At 56.8% G+C, this 20,080-nt stretch carries 14 protein-coding genes; 1 reads left to right on the top strand and 13 read right to left on the bottom strand.

The genetic code is table 11. The features are described from left to right. Window positions 1-4: 4 nt before the first annotated feature. From VSP_RS12285 to VSP_RS12270, 4 genes are all read right to left on the bottom strand, one after another. Window positions 5-802, bottom strand: a complete 798-nt coding sequence (locus VSP_RS12285) for a glycosyltransferase family protein (protein ID WP_009960931.1) — start codon at window positions 800-802, stop codon at window positions 5-7. Continuing rightward, window positions 802-1,629 carry a hypothetical protein gene (locus tag VSP_RS42185; protein ID WP_156345546.1) on the bottom strand — a complete coding sequence of 276 codons (828 nt, stop codon included), beginning with the start codon at window positions 1,627-1,629 and terminating at the stop codon, window positions 802-804. The genes VSP_RS12285 and VSP_RS42185 overlap by 1 nt, the downstream gene beginning before the upstream one ends. A gap of 301 nt (window positions 1,630-1,930) precedes the next feature. Then, window positions 1,931-2,290, bottom strand: coding sequence for a hypothetical protein (locus VSP_RS12275; protein ID WP_009960929.1), 360 nt, complete (start codon window positions 2,288-2,290; stop codon window positions 1,931-1,933). Between the two features lie 374 nt (window positions 2,291-2,664). Further along, complete coding sequence (locus tag VSP_RS12270; RefSeq protein ID WP_157210853.1) at window positions 2,665-8,280, bottom strand: RHS repeat-associated core domain-containing protein; 5,616 nt, start codon at window positions 8,278-8,280, stop codon at window positions 2,665-2,667. Window positions 8,281-8,296: 16 nt separating this feature from the next. On the opposite strand from VSP_RS12270, the gene VSP_RS43010 reads away from it, so the two are divergent. Continuing rightward, window positions 8,297-8,917 (top strand): hypothetical protein, encoded by a 621-nt coding sequence (locus VSP_RS43010; protein ID WP_009960926.1) that lies wholly within the window; start codon window positions 8,297-8,299, stop codon window positions 8,915-8,917. A gap of 1,299 nt (window positions 8,918-10,216) precedes the next feature. Here VSP_RS43010 and VSP_RS12250 read toward each other — a convergent pair. The 9 genes from VSP_RS12250 to VSP_RS35115 form a co-directional block, all read right to left on the bottom strand. Next, window positions 10,217-10,861, bottom strand: coding sequence for a glycosyltransferase (locus VSP_RS12250; RefSeq protein WP_198141371.1), 645 nt, complete (start codon window positions 10,859-10,861; stop codon window positions 10,217-10,219). Window positions 10,862-10,979: 118 nt separating this feature from the next. After that, window positions 10,980-11,900: a polysaccharide pyruvyl transferase family protein gene (locus VSP_RS12245; protein ID WP_157210852.1), complete on the bottom strand. Its 921-nt coding sequence runs from the start codon at window positions 11,898-11,900 to the stop codon at window positions 10,980-10,982. 125 nt (window positions 11,901-12,025) lie between these two features. Beyond that, window positions 12,026-12,460, bottom strand: a complete 435-nt coding sequence (locus VSP_RS12240) for an NUDIX domain-containing protein (RefSeq protein ID WP_009960920.1) — start codon at window positions 12,458-12,460, stop codon at window positions 12,026-12,028. Window positions 12,461-12,463: 3 nt separating this feature from the next. Beyond that, entirely contained in the window at window positions 12,464-13,702 is a 1,239-nt protein-coding gene (locus tag VSP_RS12235) for a M20/M25/M40 family metallo-hydrolase (RefSeq protein WP_009960919.1), read from the bottom strand. Window positions 13,703-13,723: 21 nt separating this feature from the next. Beyond that, window positions 13,724-14,725 carry an enolase C-terminal domain-like protein gene (locus VSP_RS35120; RefSeq protein WP_157210851.1) on the bottom strand — a complete coding sequence of 334 codons (1,002 nt, stop codon included), beginning with the start codon at window positions 14,723-14,725 and terminating at the stop codon, window positions 13,724-13,726. A 96-nt stretch (window positions 14,726-14,821) separates the two neighbouring features. Next, window positions 14,822-15,754: an ACP S-malonyltransferase gene (fabD, locus tag VSP_RS12225; protein WP_009960917.1), complete on the bottom strand. Its 933-nt coding sequence runs from the start codon at window positions 15,752-15,754 to the stop codon at window positions 14,822-14,824. Window positions 15,755-15,796: 42 nt separating this feature from the next. Further along, a complete protein-coding gene (locus VSP_RS12220) occupies window positions 15,797-16,918 on the bottom strand; it encodes a glycerate kinase (RefSeq protein ID WP_009960916.1) in 1,122 nt (373 codons plus the stop codon). A gap of 86 nt (window positions 16,919-17,004) precedes the next feature. Then, window positions 17,005-18,987 (bottom strand): hypothetical protein, encoded by a 1,983-nt coding sequence (locus VSP_RS12215; RefSeq protein WP_009960915.1) that lies wholly within the window; start codon window positions 18,985-18,987, stop codon window positions 17,005-17,007. 57 nt (window positions 18,988-19,044) lie between these two features. Further along, the gene (locus VSP_RS35115; RefSeq protein WP_009960914.1) at window positions 19,045-20,067 is read right to left on the bottom strand and encodes a glycosyltransferase family 2 protein; all 1,023 of its coding nucleotides are present in this window, start codon (window positions 20,065-20,067) and stop codon (window positions 19,045-19,047) included. Between the last annotated feature and the right edge of the window lie 13 nt (window positions 20,068-20,080).

Raw genomic sequence — 20,080 nt, 5'->3', positions numbered from 1 at the left:
TTGTCTAGTGCTTTGAAGCGTGCGCACCATGCTCCATGATCCAGTCAACTCGGCTCATGGTCAGGACCGTATGTTTTTTGACGGCAATGCACTCTGGCGCCCCCCAGTCACAGTTGTCGTAGGCTGACGATGCATCCAACAGGCGAGGAACCCGCATGGCTGCAGCCAACGCAAACGGGGAGCTTTGGTTTCCCACAAAAAGATCGGCACCCGCTATTGTTTGGGCGAGATCAAGCAGGTGACGAGTATGCAAGCGAGGAATCTCCGTATTTGTGAGGCGTAAGAAGTTCTCATGTTCCTCTTGCGTACCCACAAAACCCGAACAATCAGCGAACCGTTTGGCCACCATCTCCCATGGAAATGCTTGGTGGTCTTTCCATCTGGCAGTCAGGTTGAAGATCACCTGCTTCACACGTCGTCTCTCTACTTTAATCCACGGCTCCGAAAAAACATCTGCATCACCGTGCCCAAGTGTTGCAAGATGAGCTCCCACAATGGTATCGTAGCGCCCCATCCATGATCGCCATCCTGTCAGGTTGCACTGCACGGGTCGCGGGGAAAATGACACCCTCGTAATGTAAGCTTGGCTTAAAAGAAGTGGGGCTACGTTGGCGACGAGATCTTGGTCCATATGCCCCTCTGTTGTGGCGTAGTCATCGTACAGAAAAAGGTGAGCTGCCGACAAGTCTTTGTGTCGAAGGTCCTCAATGATGGCGGGAAGGGCATAGATCACGTCACCGATCTTCCCTGTATGGCTGTACTCCCCTTCCTCAGCAATGTGTAAATCGCCTACGATCTTCATTAGATGGATTGCAGCGTGTGCCTATTTTGGAGATACCAATCAAGTCTCTTTTCAGTCAGATGCCGGTGTCGACTCAACAGGATGCACTCGGGCGCCCCCCAATGAACATCGCAGTGAAGGCAACCTTCAAGAATGCGAAGCTTGCGAAGAGCGGCTGCTATGGCATGAGGCAACGAGGGCCTCCCTACAAAAAGATCCGTGCCCGCAATGACCTCAGACAATTCGAGAATGTCCCTGACCTTGTAGTGAGGGGGCAGCGGCACACCTTCCAGTTTACCGCACCAGCGTTCGTACTCTTCCGACGAACCAACAAAGACAGCATCGCCCGCAAAACGACGCGCGAGCTGAGCCCATGGGAAACGAGGGTTGTTGTTTTCAGGGTATCTATCGGTCCAGTTGAATATGCATGACGCCACTCTTTTTGGATTTTCCACAGCTATCCATGGTTCATGCAGTACAGCAGGATCTTCGCATCCTACCGTGTGTAGATGACGCTTGGGAATGGCACCATGATTCCACCAATCGTTCCATCCCCGCATCGCGCACTGCACATTCTGTTCGCAGACAATTGCTGTCTTGAGATAGTTCTGGTGCAGCAAAAGCAAACGCATACTAGCAAAATTGTCTCTCCAATACTCGCAATGAGTTCTTTGCTCAGAATCGTTTACTTGCTCATCCTCATCCCCAACCAATATTAGGGTGGCAGGAGTTCTATTGCGAACAGACCACCAGCGGATTGCCGCCAGTGCGTAGATGAGGTCACCGAGTTTTCCTGTGTGGGAGAACTCACCCTCGTCACAACGCCACATCCCATTCTCAAAATGCATTGTGTTTGCTCAATTGCTGACCGTAGAAAATCTTAGTATGTTGATTGGCACAAGAACAAAAGCTGAACCCATTGTGGAGTCAAAATGAAGAAGCCAAAAATTGGTTCGTGTGCAAGAGACAGATTGAAACACGCCTGCTTAACCATGCCCCAATAGTTGCGTGGGGGAACGCTGGATGGTGGCAGGACCCATGTGTCGACGTGTTCGGATGGTAAGAGAGCACGTCCACAAAGCCGCTGCTCACGAGGATCTGTTTTGGCGTTTATTCTTGTAAAGGTAGCCTGCTTGGGGTTGTCAAGTTTTATTGATTACCGGAGTTATCAGTTGGCCAATGAGCATCATCTCGCGCCCAGACTACGCTTTCACCACTTAAACCAAGCAGTTGCAACACCCCTTCGATCTGCTCATGAAGGGAGATAGAGTGATTTTTTTCTGCTAGCAAAAACACCCCAGGACTTGGGCAATTGCGATAGCGTTTGATCCCAAAAGCTTGCCCTTTGCTATCGGTAAATATCGCTATCTTGTACCAATCAAGATCATCGTAAGTCTCAGTAAAGATCAGAAGACCTTCCCTCTCAAAGTACTCTGGCTCTTGTTCGAGAACCGCCACGTCCTCGATTGGACGGCGTAGATATTCACTTAGCGACAGCTGGTTCATCATTATGGTGGCGGGACCGTGTGTTGACGCGTTCGGATGATGAGAGAGCACGCTCACAAAGCCTCTGCTCTCGAGGAGCTTGTTTAGGTGTTTGGCAGTCCGTTGACATAGGCTGCTATGGGTTGTCACGTTTTGTATTGCGTTAATGTCTGAAGCAAACATTGAAGGTAGCCGCTATTTGCGATGCCGACGAATCAGAATTGCGTCCCCTTTTCCACATTCTGGGCAGATCAAAAACCTCTCTATACGATCTTCATCAACGGGTACGTCTCTGGTCTCAATCACATGCTGGCGGCAATGTGGGCACAACAATCGCTCGTTAGGATTTACGGCAAGGCGTGCCGCAATCCTTGTCCACTCGTCTCTAATGTTCTCTTTCATTGAGAAGATTTTTTTGAGAACTGGAATGCGGCGCTCGTCTCGGCTGCCGCACGTTCAGAATCCACTCCTCGCAGGGGAATCTGTGAAGTACGAACGCGATGAAGCTCATGCAGCATTGATGCCTTTAGTTCAGTGACGCTTGAAAACGCCTCATCCCCCAAGGTCCACCCACCAGTTCGCGTGTTGCTAAACCCGGCAAAGGGGAGACCTGGCTGAACTTGGACGGGGCGACCATTTACCATTATCGTCACTGTTTTGCCCTGTTTATGATAATTCATCAGCTTGCTTAGAGTAGCATTGTTTGAGATAATCATTTGACCTTCAGTTGCAACTGACACCAGCGGTGCCCCCCTTCCCACTTGTGTAGCTAGCTTGGTCCCGACCCATGGAGTCCCTGCGGCGCTTGGAACCATTAGGGGAAGCGTCGCCACTGAAGCTAGATCATGCAGAGCATCCAGGATTCTAAACCGATCTTTGTCCGTTTTTGATCCCACTTCTTTCCACAACAGCCATTTTGCCTGGGCCTGATTTCGTCGCGCAGACTCAATCACAGCAATTTCATCATCCGTTTTGCCTGGGTTGGCTCGACGCAATCTCCCCGCTTCAGTGAACATATTGTAGCTATTCGCAAAACCGTCAGGCTCGAAGCCAACTTCACTTTTGACTTTTTCGGATGTCCACCGTGGTTGCTCGCCCGATTGCTTGAAGACTTGGGTTGTCTCTTGATCGGTTAAACGCAACCGATGCATTTCCTTCATACTAACATCACCACTACTCAACGCATCCTTTAAGTTGATGGATTCTTCTGCCAAACCAATCGGGTCAAAACTTGTCCACGGATTTTGCCCTACATAGGTATACAAATTCGCCCCATCCATAAAACCGGCAGGATCTCGCGTGATGAAGGTTCCAGTCTCCAGATCCCGATAGCGGAATCCTTCGTTGAGCAGCCCCGTGGGATCTTCATCCTTGCTATTCGCTCTCTGGCGGTCTTCGTTGGCACCCACCTCCTCAGGACGACGCCCAAATGCTTCATAATGGGCCTGCCAGGTCATGGCACCGGTGCTCTCGTCGACTTTGGCGATGATATCCCCCCGTGCACTACTGTGGGCGAGGCTGGCAACTCCACTGCGTACACTGTAGAGGACTCCCCCGACTCCACCTCCTTGATCGGGACCGCGGACATATTCCACGGTCGGCGCAGGCAAACTGCCCGCACTGGTACCGGGACTGGCTGGATATTCCTGGATGCTCACCCCGCCCTGGAAGCTGAGCACAGTAGGGATGCTCAATTCCTCGCGAGACACCCGCCGGGTCCGTGCATCATAGCTGTATTCATAGAGTCCGCGGTCGCCCGGAGTCGCCGGTGTTTGCAGGTCCAGCGTGAGAAGTCGCGTCCATACGTCATAAGTGTACGCATCGGTGCGCGTGTCGTCAGCGCGGCTGATGCGAGTCCCGGTCAGATCATAGGTGAATGCTACCACACTGGTGTCCGGCCGGGTGAGGCTGGCGATCTGGTTGGCTCCGGTGCCGTTGCCTCCATTGCCAATGGCATAGGTGGTGGTGCCAGCATCAGGACCGCCGAAGACCTCGCGCGAGATGCGGTTGTCCGCCTTGTCGTAGGTATAGTTGGTGACGATAGCGGGATCCACACCCCGCTGGTCGGCCTCAACAATGAGACGATGGGTGCCGTCGTAAGCACAAGTGAGCACGCGTGTGGGCAGGCCGCCCACGCCACCAATTTCTTCCAGGGCGGTGAGATTGCCCGCTAGATCGTACTCATAGGTCTGGAGCAGCCGGGTGGTGATGTCATCGGGCTCTTTCACATGCAACTCCACAACGCGGTTGCGCACGTCGAAGGTGCGATTCTCCGTGCTGCTATCAGTGAGGGTTTTCACCAAAAGGTTGCCCTGGGGATCGTACGCAAAGCTGGTGAGGCGCGTGGGCTCACCGCTGAGCACATCCTCCTGAGTGAGGAGACGATTGCCAGCATCATAAGTACGGGTGAGAACTCGGCCAGTCTTGCCGTAGGTGGTGGTAAGCCGGTTGTAGGCCTTGTCGTACGTGTGACTATGGGTAAGCCCTGAACTCGTCTCACTCACAACGCGGTTCAGTTCATCGTAAGTCTGAGCGGTATCCCGCCACGTATCCCCAGCGTGGGTGACGGAGAGGAGATTGCCCACATCGTCGTAGGTGCGGGTGCGGTTGTCCTGGGGACGGCTCGGGACGGTTTCGCCAGTGAGGCGGTTGCGCACGTCGTAGTCGTACTCAATCACCCGGCCTTCGGCATCTTCATAACTGACCTTGTTGAGGTCATTGTACCCGTTGGTTTCCGTGGCCACCAGGGCAGTGTCAGCATCGTGCACGGTGGTGAGGAGCCGGTTGAGCCCATCGTAGGTGAAGCGCACGATGCAATCACGCCCGTCTGTCTGGCGGGTGCGATTGCCGACCTGGTCGTAGGCGTAGCTCACGACGATGTCATCGCCAACCGAGGGCGTGGTGGTGGTGCTCAGGAGGCGATTGAGGTCGTCGTAGGTATTGATCGTGACATTGCCGAGCGGATCAGTGACAGTGAGAACGTTGCCTTTGGCGTCGTAGGAGGTCTCCGTGGTCGCACCGTCGGCTGCGGTCACCAGCACGGGTCGGTTCGCAGCATCGTAGTCGGTCGTGGTGGTGTTGCCATTGGCGTCCGTCACCGAGGTCACGTTGCCCACGAAGTCATACGCGGTGACGATGAGCCGCGAGATGGCGGCCAGCTCTTCCTCAGTCTTCCGATTCCTGTCGTCGTAGGTGAAAGTGGTGACGTGCAGGTTGGGATCGGTTTGAGACACCAGATTGCCTGCGTCGTCATAGTCCATGAGCACTTCCGGGGCTCCGCCACCCGGATTGGGGAAGACCGTGCGGATGCGACGGCCAGCGTCATCGTAGTGATGCGTGGTCACCCGTCCCATCTCATCGGTCAGGGTCCGCTCCAGCCCTGCCGGTGTGTAGGTTTTCTCTGTGAAAGTGGTGTCAGCAAAGGTGACACGAACCGGCCGGTTCAGGGCGTCAAACTCCGTAGCGGTCGTGTGTCCAAGTGGATCCGTGACCGAGACAGGGTTGCCGACGTCGTCATAGTCGGTCTCCGTGGTAGCGGTACCGCTGCCGTATTCCGTGGCCTGTTCGGTGGTGCGATAGAGAGCGTCGTAGGTGAAATGCGTGTCGTATCCCCGGGGATCACGGATGCGGACGGGTTTGAATCCGGAGACGTCGAAGGCGCTGGACCCGCTGTTGGCCCCATAGAAACGGCTGGTGGTGTGGTTCAGCGGATCCGTCGTACTGGTGAGGCGTTGGATGTCGTCATACTCAAAGGTCGTGACGTTGTTCCGGGGGTCCGTCGTTGTAAGCCGCGAGCCCAACGCATTGTACGTGTTTGATGTGACCAGCGGTGGACCGTCATCCATGTCCCGTGTACTGGAGAGAAGGCGATTGAGCCGGTCGTAGGTGTGCCACGTCATGTGGCCGTTTTCGTCCTCCTCCTGGATCTTGTTCCCCGCCGTGTCGTAGCCCATGTAGCGGGAGGAACCGTCTTCAAAATCCGTCTGAATGAGGCGATTGGCGTCGTCATAGACGAACTCCGTCTCCAGTCCGCGGCCGTCTGTCATCCTTGTCTGGTTGCCATTGGAGTCGTGATCAAAGGAGCGAGGCATGAGGCCGCCGACATTTTCCGTGGCCTTGTAGCCGTAGGCATCGGCGGTGTAGGTGGTGACGAGGTCGTTGCCGGCACTCACCCCATTTTGCACCGTGGTCTTCGTGAGGAAGGAAGGGAAGCTCCCGTTGCCGTACTCATAGTCGGTCTGCCGAACCAGCGAACCGCCGGCGGTTCGTACTTTCTCTGAATGACGAAGCCCTCGTGTGCTATCGACATCGTACTCCGTACGCCTCCCCTCCTCATCGATGATGAGCGTCATCACCCGGGCACCTGGGAGAGTCGGGTCTTCCGAGAGGTACTCAAAAGTTTTAGTCTTACCGAGTGCGTTTGTCTGACTGGTGGGATCGGAATAGCGAGTGACAAAAATGGGACTGTTCTTCAGCGCAGCAGGAAGCCAGGGGAAGACGTCGTCCACCGACCACGAGTCCTCGTGAGCAAACGTCGTCGTGTTGCCGCTGTAATCGTCAATCCTGGACAAGGCCATGTTGGCCTCCGGATTGAACCGGAACACCTCAGTGACATTGGTCGGATGCTTGAGCGCAAGGCGCGTCCAGAGAATGAGGAAAAAGCGTTTGCGCGGGCTGCCTGTGTCAAAGAAGAGATCCTCAAACTCCTTGGCGTCGATAAACTCCGGCTGGGAGAATGTGTAAACCCTGCCCTTGCCCAAGGCATCGGTGACCGTATTCACGCGATCGCCTGTGAGGTAGCTACGAAACCCGTCCGGCTCACTCGGATCAGCCTCAAACTGGATGCGCAGAGGCGCCGCGGCTTGGGAGAAGATGCTGAAGTTGTTGTCTGGCAGCGTCACGCGCTGGACTACCCTGGGAAGACCAGGCTGCAAGTACCACGTAGGAGTGCCAGATGCCGTAGAGTAGGTCTCTTTGGAATGGTCAAACGCATACAGGAACCGATGGGACCGCCCCAGAGGGTCCGTGATCGCCGAGACATTGTAGTGGTAGAAGTACTGGGGCGGAGGCGACGGCTGCCCAGGGGAAGGCGGAGCCTGAGGCGTATTGTCCGACTCAGTGGCACCCGCATAGCCATAGCGAATACGAATGCCCTCTGGCCGACCGACCTCGATCAGCCGCTGGAAGGTATTGCCTCCGAACGTGACGGTTCCGTAGCGATAAGTCGTACGATTGCCGCGGGGGTCAGTGACGGCTGTGATAAGCTGGCCGGTTCGCTCGACCGCGATACTGCGGCTTCCACACGCAATGGTCTGCGGGATCAAGGTGCCCGTACCACTGAAAGAGAAGTTAATCTCATTCCCCATGCGATCCGTGGCCTTTTTGAGGCGGCAGTAGGAATAATACTGCATCTTGGGCGGCGACGCCCCTGGATTGAGCTGGTAGCTCTGAAGCAGGCCGGCGGTCTCGAACTCAAGCTTGGTGCCAAACTTGCGAGTGAACAGAAAGCGCCACTGCGAGCGAGGGTCGCCGGGATTGACCACCTCAAGGCGCATGAGAAAGGAGTCCTTCTCAGACCGATTGGAAGCAATCGGCATGAAATAGGGGGAGGCTCCCCCACCGGACTTGTTCCAAATAAGGACGAACCGATGGGAGGCACCGTTCTCGTCCACCACAAAGGTGTAATCAGGATCGGGGCGCTCCACCTCACACTGATGGCCCGAAGGAGCATCGGCGTCTTTCCAGGTGAATTTGACATGCGCTGCCAGACCAGATGTCCAACAAGGGCCGAAAGGCTGGTCAACCTGCTGACTGGGCTTCAATCCCGGATGAGTGCTCCACTGCTCCTCGGATACGCTGCGTTTCACTGCGAGAGCAAGCTCGCCCCCAGGCAGAGGCACATAGATGTCGCTGGTGTCATGCCTGAGGGACAACGTAAGAGCATCGACATAGGTCTCCTCCGAGTCCTCGTCCGACTCATCCGCCGCCTGAGGTTTTGAGTCCGAAAGAGGCAAGCCGTTCAGCGCCACCTTGCGATACTGCGGCCCGGATGCCTCGGAGAAGTCCTGGAAGGAGGAAGGATTGTCACATGGCCCCTCACTGCTGCTCGAGCTGCTGCTATTGGAAGAACTGGAGCTGGAGGTTGAAGAGGAACTGCTGCTACTACTGCTGCTCGAACTGGAGCTGGAGGAAGATGAAGAAGAGGAGCTACTGGAACTGGACGAAGAAGAGCTGTCGGAGCCAGAGCTGCTTCCGCTTCCCGAGCTGGAACCACTGCTGCCAGAGCTGGACGAGCTGCTCGGTGTCGGAGTAGGCGTTGGCGTCGGCGTCGGAGTGACGGGCACAAACGTTGGCGTGACCGGTGCAAACGTCGGCGTGGGCGTGGGCGTCACCGGTACAAACGTCGGCGTGACGGGCGCAAACGTTGGTGTTGGCGTGGGCGTCACCGGTACAAAGGTCGGCGTTACAGGCGCAAACGTTGGCGTTGGCGTGACTGGTGCGAACGTCGGAGTCGGAGTAACGGGTACAAACGTCGGCGTGGGCGTTGGCTCAATGTTGCCCGATGGATTTGGTACGTTGCTGGAGGAAGACGCCTTTTTCATGGGGGAAAGCGAATCAAAACTCACGGGATATCGTGGGGGAACCTGGTAAAAGCCCCGTTATCCTGAAATTATTGCCAACACTAAGGATTGCCGCGCAAACTTTGTCGAGACAATAATAAAAACGTTACAGTAAAAATCAACCTACATCGTGGGATGAAAAAATTTTGTAAGAACCGTATCACGATTGATCATTGCTGACACGTGAGCCAATGTCCCTCTTACCTACAATGAAACAACCAGGCCAGAAGTGGACGCTGCAAACAAGCTGCATCTGCATGAATTTGCCTCGTCGACATGATCGTCGTTTTGTCCTCCTGCAAACCGCCCCCCATGCTCTCACCACGATCATCCAGTTTATCGACGCCGCCGATGGGGAATGCGTCTCAGAAATGAAATGTCGCAAGTGGAACATTGGGAAGAGGGCTTACGCTGTGGGACTATCCAAAAGGATAGCGATCCGAAGGTTTCTCCAGTCTGATGACGATGTACTGCTTCTCTTAGAGGACGATGTGATGTTTACTAAAGATTTCACAAGTAGGATCGACTCCTTGATCGACAACTTACCCGATGGTTGGGGAATGTTCTTTCTAGGTGGAAATCATGTCAGGCCAACCCTGGAGACCGGTTCCCCAGGGTTGGTCCGTTGTGTCAAAACCCACTTTAACCATGCTCTGATGATTCGCCGTTGGTGCGCCCCCCAGAATTCTCAAGGAACTCGGTAAAAAGCCCTTCCGAACGATGTTCAGTGACCAAACCTTGGGGAAATTGCAGTCTGAGATCCCTACCTACGCACCCGAAAGATGGCTTGCTCTTCAAAGACACTTCTCCAGCGATAACATTGGAGGAATGCGTGGGCGTCGGACTTGGAGCCACCCCCAAGGTAGCGATCTTGTTCACGACGACGAAGCCACCGCCATCCTCTCTGTCATCAGGCCACGCAGTCGAATCCTCATCATCGGAAGTCCAGAGGTCTGCGATTTCCTGACTGCCATTTTCAAGAGCAGTTCTCGTTACGCCTCTCAGAGCATAAAGTTGGCCTCAGACGCTCGACTACCGGTCTTCGAACAAAACACCGTAGATGTAGGCATTGCATTTGGCACAACCACCCCAGATCCACTAAAGGATTTGCGTAGCATCATCGCTTCTGGAGGGTGGTTGTTTGTTCATGGCACCTCGGATCAACCACCCCGCAACCAGAACCTGGAAACTGAGCTTGTTGATCAGTTTCGCGTTGCGTGCAAAATCACCCACACGCCCCAGGGCATGACAGTCTTTCAACGCAAACCTTCCCAAGAGTAACTCAATTCACTTTGATGGAAGAAGCCATTGCTTTCCGAGGCACAGTGTTTCAGCATTTGAAGAATCGGCGGCGTGCCGCCTCTCGTCTGTCATAGTGATTCGGCCGAAATTCCAGTCCCCCTTGTCGTGGGAGATCTCGGGTACGGTTGGACAGCAACTCGGGAACCACCAGGGTTCCAAGGGAGCCGAGGTACGCCGAGGCCTCGATGTCTTCACAGTCAAAGGTAACCGGAGTGAAGTCCATGATACTCTCGACTCTGAAAGCGACAAACCTGCCTTTAAGCAAACTCACATTCACATCCCCTTGAAATCTGCGGTTGGGTATATGGGCACAATGGCGATAGGATGCATTGGACTGCAAGACAACACCGAACAAGCCTACAGCCGCAATCTCCGGATGCTCACATAGGGATGAAACCACATCACCAAGAAAATTCTCGTCATTGGGAATCAGATCATCATCCATGACAGCAACGTAGGGCGTGGAGGCCAGCTTGGCCATATGCCACCGCGGAATGCAAAACCTGTTCTCGGTGGAAGCAGCATAGAGATCCCACCCCAATGCATCTAGATGGGTTGTAGGATTGTTGTCCCAAAGACACAGTTTCGGCTTCAAGCTCTGCGCTTGCAGCACCCGATGGATCAAATGCACATTTTTTGGCCTAGCGTAGCTAGTCAGGACGACTGTCAACATGCGAATGGCAATGGCTAACGATTGAGATCCAGCTTGGTTCGACTTGCAACTGTGCAGCGACAAATTCCCAAACACAAAATCCAGCAAAGAGCAACAAGTTGTTGAAGCACACCTCGTACTATTTGCTCGACCAAGCTCCAAGGGCTGACAACCCAGCACAGGAGGAATCTCTTAGCTCCTCGATCGACTTCCCCATTAACTCACGCAAACCTTGATTCCTAACACTACGGCTGCCAATAAAGCTTAGTGGAGTGCCAGTAACTTTGGCAACAATAGCCGGATGGTAGCGGTCAGTGATCAAATGCGCAGCGCCGGAGATAATCATCTTCAGTTCGTCAATTGTCCGACATGGTTCCCAGGAAGCTGACAGTTGTCTCGCGAGTTTCACACCCAAGGCTTCGTCTCTTATCGAATCACTGGTTGAAACAATGATCGAGTGGAAAGGACCGAAGGTGTGCGAGCCAATCTTCAAGTCAGATCCGCTCAGACTTACATTCCCAGAAGTAAATTCACCGTCCCATCTCAACATAATGACGGTTCTTTCGGATCTAGTGCTAGCGCCAATTTCCTGGGACCAGGCTGCATCCACAGTTTCAAGATGGTCGACCTGCTGGCTACGAAGCCATGCCGCGGTACAGGGCTCCCTGGCTAGAATCAAGCTTACTTTACGCAGCGTAGCAGCGGGTATTTGGGAATAGATACTGTGACCAGCTAAAGCATAAGGAATGCCCAACGACGAACAGATCTCGATGTCTTTCAGTATTGCGACTGACCGGTGATCCTTTCCCTGAAGCCCTCCTCCAGGCAGGTTTACGATTTTGTCGTACTCAGAAAATAAATGTCGCCTCGCGGCCACGTCCAAGCTTTCCGTGCACACTTGAAGACGCTCTACGCCTTCGCAAGCCCACCCATTGGGATAGCCCCTGCTGGAAACAGCAACCGAATGCCCTCTTGCCACCAGGACCTTAAGGACTATGTCAGTCATCCACTGATCTCCCAAATTGCTCATGAGCCATCCATGGGTACAAAGAATTTTCATAGCCGAAAAAGAGGGAGCGCCAGCAACTGCCATCACGTAAACCTCGATGGATTGCAAGTCTTTGACGTAGTGAAGCTAAGACGTTTTGTGCCACTCGGAGTGGAGATTGATCCCCACCCTACGACTCACTGAAACAAAAGATCAAAATCATAAGGAAGAGCCAGACCCGGCATCTCCTCCCTCGCGATATAGCGCACGCTCCGGGTCTCCTGCACATCCGTAGGCGCTCCATCGTCTAGGGCATCGCAACGGTACAAGGCTACGAGGTATTCCACCTGATCCCCGTTCGAGTAGGTGTACCGATAGTCAGATCCCCCTAGCAACCCAAGCAGTCGACACGCGGTGCAGATCATGCCCGTCTCCTCCTTCACTTCGCGAGCGACCGCCTGCTCGGGAGTTTCACCCGGCTCGATCGCACCGGCAGGCAGGCTCCAGTTGCCGTCATGCTTTTCGATCAAGAGCAAGCGCCCCGTCGTGTCTCGAATGACGGCCGCGACAGAGGGCATGATAAGTAGCCCTTTCCCATACACCTTGCGAAGCTCCTCGTAATAAGGTGACATCTCTCAGGCCCCTTCCAGTTCAGCCTCACGCCCCAGCAGCTTCAAGATCCCCAGCACATTGATCGCAGCCTTCGGCACGAAGGAAGCCGGCACCACGTACTCGGGCACCTTGGCACCGTCCGCACTGCGCTCCGAGCAATGAGCATTGGCTCCGAAGGGCCCCAGACCATCCAGAGTGGGTCCCAAGTGACAGAGGTAGTTCGCATCACTCAGCCCACCACGGGGCACTGAGATCACCTGATGATCCAGTGATGCCGCGGCGTCTGCCCAGCACTGGAACAACTGCTGCGTGCGTTCGTCATTGGGCCAACCGGGGGTGTCCCCCTCGCAGATCACTTCGATTCTGGGTTCACTCCTCGAAGGATCTCCCTCGATCGCAAGGGCCTCCACCGCCGTTTGAGCCTCTTTCAAGACATGAGGATCAAAGGCCCGCATCTCGAGTTCGGCCGTAGCTTCGTGCGGCACCCGGTTCGTGACCGTGCCTCCGTGAATCACCCCGACGTTCACCGTAAGCTCGTCATCATAGCTGGTCAGCGCCGCCGCCGCTTTCACAGCATCCACCAGTCCCACGATGGCATTGATCCCCTCGGCATGGGAACTGCCCGCATGGGCCGCTTTCCCGTGGGCAGCGAGACGGTAACTCGCCCGCCCTTTCCGCGCGGTCACCAGATGATAAGCTCCTCCCACCATGGGTCCACCTTCGTACACCAGCACCGCCGTCGCCCCCTGGGTGCAACGCTCCGCTGTTCGGACGCCAAAGTCGGCACTCAATACCTCCTCCGATGCATTGAGGGCAATGAGCCAGTTCGTTTCCTCGAACACGGTCGGAGCCAGCCGTTGCAGTGCCCCCAGGATCATCCAGATCAACACAGTCCCGCCTTTGATGTCCACGGTGCCGGGACCATAGATGCGACCCTCCTCTGGCACGGGTTCCCATTGAAAATTCTCCCGCAACTCCTCCTCAGGAGGGAACACCGTGTCCAGGTGAGACACCAGCAACACCTGCGCCCCGGTTGCCCCAGGACGCCGGAGGTAGAGATGCGAGCCGTGCGTTGGCTCGGTGGAGGGCACAAACTCGGGCTCAAACCCAAGCTCGGCAAAGGCCTCCGCCGTCAGCTTTCCCAGGGCGTTCACCCCTTCCCGGTTGGTGGTGAAGCTGTTGATCCGTACCATGCGCTCCAGCCATTCGAGCGCCTCCGGCATTTGGGCGGTGAGCCAGTCATTCAAGGACTGTAGAGTCATAGCAGTCGAGATGGAGATCCGTCAGCGAGGGGTCACGCCCAGTCCAGGGAGGTCGCGCAGATGGAGACGCCCTTGTTCATCATACGATACGCCTTCGTAGTCATCGTCCGCCACATACAGATGGCCGTCCAGATCGATCCAGTCGGCAAGCGGAGCCAGGTGGGCTGCCGCCGTCACGCCAACACTGCTCTCGATCATACACCCCAACAGCACGCCCATACCGCTGGCCCGGGCGAAACGGATCATCGTCTGGGCCTCCGCAATACTGCCACACTTCAGGAGCTTCACATTCACCCCATCCACCAGACCCGCCAGCGTCAGCACATCGTCCGGCCCTTGCGCGCTTTCATCGGCATAAAGCGGAATGGAATGTGATGGCAGCAGATACTTCAACTCCCGCCAGGACTCAGAGCCGCCATCGTGATGAAACGGCTGCTCCACCAGTGTCAGGTCATACTTGACCAGCTTCGGCAGGATCGCGGCCGTCTCTTCCACCGTCCATCCCCCATTGGCATCCACCAGCAGCTTGGCGTCCGGAGCCGCCTTTCTGGCGGTGGCGACGATGGCCTCGTCGAACTCGACATTGCCACTGCCAGTCTTGAGTTTCAGCACCTGAAACTGCCTGCTGACCTGCGCGACTTTTTCCGCGAACTTGTCCAGATCGGTGGGGATGCTGAAGGATCGGCAACCGGGAGGAGTCTGGGCGGGATTCAGATGGAGCATTTGGCCCAGCGTCTGCCGCTTATCCCGGCCCACCGCATCATGCCAGAGCAAATCCAGCGCGAGACGCCCCAGGCGCGGGCCATCTTTGGGAGCGGGGCTGCCGTTCCAGTCCAGGGCCTGTAGCCATTCCAGGGTGACGGCGGCGCTCTCCTTGTAATATGGCACGACGGGTGCCTCTCCCACCGCCCCGTTCCAGCGCAGCCGCAGCACCTGCCGCTCCGTGGAGGTGCCGTGAGCAATCCGAAAGGGTTCCGTGAGTTGCAGGGTCTTCAGCCCGGCTTGCAGGGGTGTTGCACTCATGGAACCGACCATAGAACGGCTTGGCCGGACACACAAGAGCGGCGGCCCCCAGACGAAAGCCGCCGCCCCAAAAACGTAATCTTATCCCCTGTAGAATCAGGCGTTCAACTCCGCCACCGCCGCCTCGATGCCCTTCACATCCTCAATCGAGATCACCTTCACGCCCTTCTGGATGCGACCCATGAAGCCCCCCAGCACCCCACCCGGACCCAGCTCCAAAAAGAGGTCATGCCCCTCTTTGAGCAAGAGCTGCATGGATTCCACCCAGCGCACAGAGCCCGTCACCTGGCGCTCCAAAGTGGAGCGGATCACGATCTCACTTGTCACCACATCCGCCTCGTAATTGCTCACCACAGGAATATCGGTGACCTTGAAAGAGGTGCTCTGAAGAACGGAGGCCAGCTTGTCCTGAGCAGACTTCATCAGACGTGAATGGTAAGCTCCTGCAACTGGTAACGGGACAGCCTTGCGGATCCCTTTGTCCTTGGCCCGTGCGATCACGTTCGCGATGCCCTCCTCCGTGCCACTCACCACAATCTGCCCAGGAGAGTTGAAGTTGGCCACATCCACATCGCATTCTGCAGCGAGTTCACGCACTGCACTTTCCTCGCCCCCGATCAGGGCCGCCATGCCGCCCTTGGTCTCCTCGCAGGCTTCTTCCATGAAGGAACCGCGCTGATAGACCAGCTTCAATCCGGTTTCGAAATCGAATGTGCCTGCCGCAGCATGGGCGGTGAATTCCCCCAAGGACAGGCCTGCACAAGCGGCCACTTCCAGATCAGGCACCAGGTCCTTCAACACTTCCAACACCGCCAGGCCATGAGTGTACAGGGCGGGCTGACAGCGGGACGTGCGAGTAAGCTCCTCGATGGGTCCCTGGAACATCGCCTCGGAAAGCTTGAAACCCAGCGTCTCATCCGCACGGTCGATCAAGGCTTTGGCTTTGGGATAGGCAGCGGCCAGATCCTGGCCCATGCCAACCTTCTGGGCACCCTGGCCCGAGAACAACAGAACAACTTTTTTACCCATAAATTCAACAGCTCTAACGAGAAAGTGGATGATTGAAACGACTCACACAGGAGCCATAAATTCGTAGTGAGAGGCCCACTTGGTGATGGCCTGTTCCAGGAGTTCGGAGGCCCGGCGGATGGCTTCTGGAATGGGCACTTCAGGGGGCTTCACCTGCACCAGTCCGTCAAACCGTCGGCGCAGTTCAGGGCTGTCATCAATGATGCCACCCACGCCGATCACCCGCTTCCCGGCTTCGCGGGCCAGGTCCGCCACGCCCAGGGGCCCCTTGCCGTGCAGGGTCTGGGCATCCAGTTTGCCCTCGCCAGTGATGACCAGGTCCGCTTCCAGGATATGCTCTCTCAGGCCCGTGACCTCAGCCACCAGGTCAAATCCGCTCTGGAGGCGGGCTCCACAGAAGCTCATCAGCCCAAATCCCAAGCCGCCTGCGGCTCCGGCACCAGGCTCGTTCTGGTGGTCGCAGCCCAGATCCCGGCGGACCATCTCTGCCAGACGGGTCATCCGCTGCTCAAAGAAGGGCAGATCCTTTACCCCCTTCTGCGGGCCATATACATGCGTGCACCCGTGTTCGCCCAGCAGCGGATTGGTCACGTCACAGGCCACGACAACGTCCACAGGCAGCCGATGCGTCTTGGCAATCCGACGCACCTTTTCGATTTGTCCCGGCAGGTCCTCTACCGTCACCTCGTCAGAGTCGAGAAACCTGACGCCCAGCGCCGAAGCCATGCCCGTGCCGCCATCGTTCGTGGCGCTTCCGCCAATGCCGATCAAAATGCGCTTCACCCCCTGCTCCAGAGCATGGAGCATCATTTCGCCCGTGCCCCGCGTGGTCGCCACAGCAGGATCCAGCGGCAGGTCATTCACGATGGCCAGCCCGGAAGCCGCGCTCATCTCCATGACCGCTTCCGTGTGGCCCTTGCGGTCGATGATGCCATATCGGGCGATCCTGTCCCGCCCCCGGGCATCGTGCACGGGCGCTTCATGCCAATGCCCGCCCACGCAGGTCATGATGGCCTCTGTAAAGCCTTCCCCGCCATCCGCGATGGGGCATGCGCAGATCTCTGCCTCCACTCCGGCCGCAGCCAGCCCGCGACGGACGGCATCCGACGCCTCACGAGCGGACAGGGAGCCTTTAAACTTGTCCAGAGCAAGCAGGATACGCATGGTGTCTTCCTAGCAGCAGTGATCGGAGTTTCAACGGTTTCTGGGGAGAACCTTCACCCCATTTGGGGCCGGTTTTGCCCCCATCATCATTTTAGCTGCTCCCAGTTCGGGTTGCCTTTCCCCTTCTCAATGAACCACTGCAAATTCACCGCCTTGGGATCGGAGCCCAGCTTCTTGACCCTCTTTTTGACCGTATCCACCTCGAAGTATCCGGAAATCGGATAGACGCGCTGGTTCTTGTAATCCAACGCCCACGCCATGATCTTGTGTTCACCTGGAGGAAGCTGCTGGAGGGAAAAACTCCCCCGGAATCCCGCCAGCCCCTCCTGCTCCAGAGAGCCGGGCGGCGTGTGAACAAACTGAAGGTCCCGTGCCATCAGGTCCACGAGATACAGAGGCATGCCCATCACCTGGCAGACGTGAAAGATCTCCCAGTGCCCATCGCTCTTGTCCTTGTAAGTAAAGATCACGGCATCTGCCACCCGGACACGATTGGGGAGGCAGGCGTAGCCCTCCACCACCGCCTTAGACTCCCCTTCCACAGAGTGCACCAGGCACGACCGGAAAAAAGCCGTATTCTGGTTCAAAAGCTGCGGCATCAGACTGAAGTTGTCCAATCGTGAATTCTTCAGCATCGGCGGATTGAGCAGATTCAGCTCGTTGGCCTTGCGCGCCAGATCGCGGTTCCCGGCGATATCGCCTTCGGTGTTGTACACAGTGTTGAAGAACAGGGTATTGGCCGCTCCACGCAGTCGGGAAGATTCCCAGACTGCCATCATGCGCTCGCCGAAGGTCCAGGACACCGCCTGAATCACCACCAGCATGTAGGCCCCCGCCGTCACGGTCTGCACCGTCACTTTGGTCCACTGCGGGCGGCGATGCCGGATCTCCCGGGAGATCATCCACACCAGCACCACCAGGGAGATCGTCAGCGGCACCGCGTGAATGGTGTACCGGGCATGGATGGCGTTGTCCCCTGACTGGGAGGCCCAGCTCCGGCCCACCGCCGTGAGCACAGCGGCCCCCACCGAATAACCTCCGAAAAGCAGCCAGGGCAGCAAACGCTCCCTCAACGTTTCATCCCTGAATTTCTTCAACCACAACAGGGAGAACACCACGATCAGCCCCAAGGAAAGCCCCCCCAGCAACAGGGATGCGTCCATCACAGAAACGCTCCAGCCTCGCCCCAAATGGCACCCGAGGAACCGTACGACAAACTCCAGCCCCTTGCCCGGGTTCTTAAAAAAGGAACTGAAGTTCCTCTCCATCGTCTGCTCTTCCCCCTGCTTGTAGGAGAATTGGGGATCCGTCTCATTCTTCAGGTCATGAAAATAAAGCCCCATGGTCACGAGAAAGACCCCGATCCAGGCGATCAGGAAGATGTAGCGGCTCTGCGTCTTGGGGATCGCCCCGGACCACAGGATCATCGGGATCATCAGCACCCAGACCAAAATGCCCGTGGCAAAACACTGGGTGGCACACTGGGCACACAGGACCGCCCCGACGAAGCGGATCCACAGGGGCCACCGGGCGAGCAAGAGCACCATCGCCAGGGAGAGGAAGAAGGCCGGGCAGATCACCTGAAACATCATGGCCCACAGGACGATCCGGTAATGCACCGGGGAAAAAAGCGCCACACTCGCCAGCGCCAGAAGCGGCCACCAGACCCGGAAAGGCACCCCCGTCGTCTTGCGCAAGAGGATTCCCACATTCACCAGCGTCAGGGCCAGCAATACCCAACTGAGCCACATCTGCCCCGTGTAGTTGCCGGGCAAGAAGTGGTGAAACAGCATGATCACCCCCCGGACAAACGCCATCCGGTGCTCCATCTGCACCATGAAGAAGTCCTGCCAGCGGAGGGTGCCCTCAGCGAGCTTGGCATCCATATGGACGAACATCCAGTCATCCAGGAACGGGATGTTCACCTTGTGCTCGTGAATCAGGCGATTGAGCAGAATCGCAGGCAGCAGTACCAGCAACCAGGGCACGATCCGCTTCAGCCAGGGCCATGCGGTTTCAAACCAGACACGGCTGCGTTTGGCGGGGGCTGGGACAATCTCTGATGCCATAGTACGAGGAAGCGCGGATCAAAGCACCCCCGGTGCCCCTCGGCAAGCATTAGCTCGTCACTCGGTTTTTTCCGCAATGACAGTGACCGGCCGCCTTTTCACTTCTTTGATCACCACAGCCAGGTACTCCCCGATGATGCCCAGGCAGAAGAAGAGGGCGGCCGAGATGAAGGAAGTGTAGAGCACCAAGGTGGCCGTACCCGGGTTGGCACCCACATAATAACCGAAGAGCGAGAAGCTGGGAAAGATGCGGTTCAGGAGGAACAATCCGGCAGCCATCAAGGTGATGAACCCCATAAACAGCCCCACCAGCGTGGCCAGACGCAGGGGAGCAGTGCTGAAGTTCACCAGGTTGTTGATCGCCAGCACCGCGAGGCGGGTCAGGTTGTATTTGCTCTGCCCGTGAAGACGCGGCGGGCGGAGGTAGGTGATGGTGTCTTGCTTGAACCCCACCCAGGAACGCAGTCCACGGTGGACCGGAGCGGCTTCTCCCAGACGGCAGAGGGCGGCGTGCGCACGGCGGTTCACCACGCAGAAGTCCCCGCTGTCCAGGGTGTAGTCATGCTCTGCCAGCCAGCCCATCAGGCGGTAAAAGGTCTTGTAGGCAATGCAGAGCCACCAGGGGGCCTCCTCGCGCTTTCCACGCACCCCGGCGCAGATGTCCACCCCGCCGTCCACCACTCTCCGGTAGAGCTGCATGAGCACATCGGGTGGGTCTTGAAGATCGCAGTCGATGACGCCGATGCATTCAGCCCGGGCATTGACGATGCCCGTCCACACGGCGGGCTGGTGTCCGAAATTGCGGCTCAGCCGGATTCCCTGATAGCGGGGGTCCTTCGCGTGGAGATCCCAAATCATGGATGGGGTGGCATCCCGGCTGCCATCGTCCACAAACAAAATCTGCCACGATCCAGCCGTTCCCTCTTCCAGCACTGGAGTCAGTTTCTCCACGAGCACAGGGATCGACTCCTGCTCATTGTAGCAGGGTATCACCACACAAAACTTCGGCAGTGCCGGGGACTCGGTCATCGGCGCGGATACTCCACCGTCGGCCCCGGGATGCAACTGGGAAAAGTCCATAGAATGCGACGCG

The organism is Verrucomicrobium spinosum DSM 4136 = JCM 18804 (genome assembly GCF_000172155.1).
GTDB lineage: Bacteria > Verrucomicrobiota > Verrucomicrobiia > Verrucomicrobiales > Verrucomicrobiaceae > Verrucomicrobium > Verrucomicrobium spinosum.
This window is presented reverse-complemented; position numbering and strand designations above follow the sequence as displayed.